Annotated in this window: 1 protein-coding gene; it reads right to left on the bottom strand. The window is 63.9% G+C overall.

All coding sequences use genetic code 11. The features are described 5' to 3' along the window. On the bottom strand, nucleotides 1-1,926 hold a 1,926-nt coding region (locus QZ378_RS12780), incomplete at its 3' end, for a DHH family phosphoesterase (protein WP_291258540.1). Between the last annotated feature and the right edge of the window lie 200 nt (nucleotides 1,927-2,126).

Genomic DNA, 2,126 nt, shown 5'->3' with positions numbered 1-2,126 from the left:
CGGCACCTGGGCGCCGGCGGTGGCGGCGTTGCCGCCGCCGCCCAGCTTCTCCAGCACCACCTGCACGTTCACGTCCCCCATGCTGCGGGCGGAGAGGATCACCCGTCCCTCCTGGTCAGGGAACAGGACAAAGGAGGTGTCCACGCCGGAGATGTTGAGCAGCTCGTCGGCGGCCTGGGCGGCGGTGACCCGGCCCACGGTGTGATCCACCTTGGCCACGGCGATGCCGGCCTTGACCATTTTCGCGTTCTGGATGATGTCGTACTTGGCGATCATGCCCTCCAGATCGTTCTGGAACAGCTTTTTTACGTCGCCGGTGTCCGCGCCGGAGCGGCGGAGGAAGGCGGCGGCCTCAAAGGTGCGGCTGCCGGTGCGCATGGTGAACTGCTTGGTGTCCAGCACCATGCCGGCCAGCAGGGCCTCCGCCTCGGTCTTGAGCAGGTCGGCGGGCTCCAGCAGGTACTGCAGCAGCTCGGTGACCAGCTCGCTGGCGGAGGAGGCGTAGGGCTCGTGGAAGTTGAGGGCCGCGTCGGCGATATAGGAGGAGGCCCGGCGGTGGTGGTCGATCACCGCCACCTTGTGCACCGCCTCCAGCAGATCCTGGCTCACCACCTGCTCCGGCCGGTTGGTGTCCACCACCACCAGCAGGCAGTTGGCGTCGGCCTGAATCATGGCCTCCTGGGCGCTGATGAACACGTCCTTGTACTCGGGCAGGGCCCCCAGCCGGTCGGACATCTCGCTGGCCGGGTTCTGGCCGGACTCCCGGACGATGTGCACCGGGGCACCCTTCTTGCGGGCCATGGCGCACACGCCGGCGGCGGCGCCGATGCAGTCCAGGTCGGGGTACTTGTGGCCCATGACAAACACCCTGGAGGCGTCGGCCATCAGCTCGCCCAGGGCGTTGGCCATGACCCGGCTCTTCACCTTGGTACGCTTCTCCAGCTCCTTGGTGCGCCCGCCGAAGAACTCGAAGTTGAAACGGTTCTTCACCACCACCTGGTCGCCGCCCCGGCTCAGGGCCATCTCCACCGAGAGGGCCGCGTACTGGAACAGCTCCCCCAGGCTCTCCGCGTCCTTGCCGATGCCGATAGACAATGTGGCCTGGATGCCGGAGGGGCTGGCCACCTCCCGCACGGTCTCCAGAATGGAGAACTTCCCCTCCTGGAACTGGGCCAAAAACCGCTCCTCAAACACGAAGAGATAGCGATCCCGCTCATACCGGCAGAACAGGCCCTGGGCGGGGGCCACCCACTGGCTCAGCCGGTCGTCGATGCCGCTGCGCATGGCGGACTTGGCCGAGTCGTTGGCCCCCTTCATCAGCTCCTCGTAGTTGTCCACCGTGAGGATGGCCACCACGGGGCGGGTGGCGTAGAAGTCGTCCCGCACCTGGGCGAAGTCGGTCACATCCACCCAGTAGGTGGTGGCCAGATAGCCCCGGGCTCCCTGCTCCTCGGTGCGCACCAAGTGGCCGAACACCAGGAAGCGCCGCTCCCCGATGCGTACCTCGGTGGGGCACTCGGTCTTGCCCTCCATCAGCCAGCGGGAGGAGAAGTCGGGCACCGCGGCGGTGAGCTTGGTGTCGAACAGGTGCTCCTTCTCGCCGGTGAGCTGGAGGAAGCGGTCGTTTGACCAGATCACCTCGTCGTTCTCCGGCCGGAAGATCACCATGGGCAGGGGTGCGTTGACCATGGTGTCCTTGGTGGCCGTGTCCATGTTGCAGGTCACCGAGTCGATATACTTGAGGATCTCCCTCTGCCGCTGGGCGTTGGTGCGGCGGAGATACAGATAGAGCACCAGCACCACCGCCGCCTCAATCACCGCGATGGGGACGCTGAACAGGGCGGAGGCCGCCGCGAACAGCAGCAGAAACACGAAATAGAGCCGCATGCCGGGCTCCAGCAGATGGGTCAGCTTATTTTTCCGCATGAGACACCTCCCAGGCCGTTTCTCATTACGCACAGAGCACACATTATAAGAGATTTTATTATATCAGACAACGCCGCCAAAAACAAGTGTTTGCCCCTGCGGTCCCTTTTCAAGATTGTAGGAGTACAATACATATTGGACAGAGGAATAAAAAAGGATGAAGGATAAGGCCTCATCGGTTAAAGTTGGAGTTGCAGACA

Source organism: Flavonifractor sp. (assembly GCF_019422385.1).
In the GTDB taxonomy this organism is placed as follows: Bacteria; Bacillota; Clostridia; order Oscillospirales; family Oscillospiraceae; genus Flavonifractor; species Flavonifractor avistercoris.
Note: the sequence above shows the minus strand (reverse complement) of the source record. Positions and strands in the feature narration are given on the sequence as shown.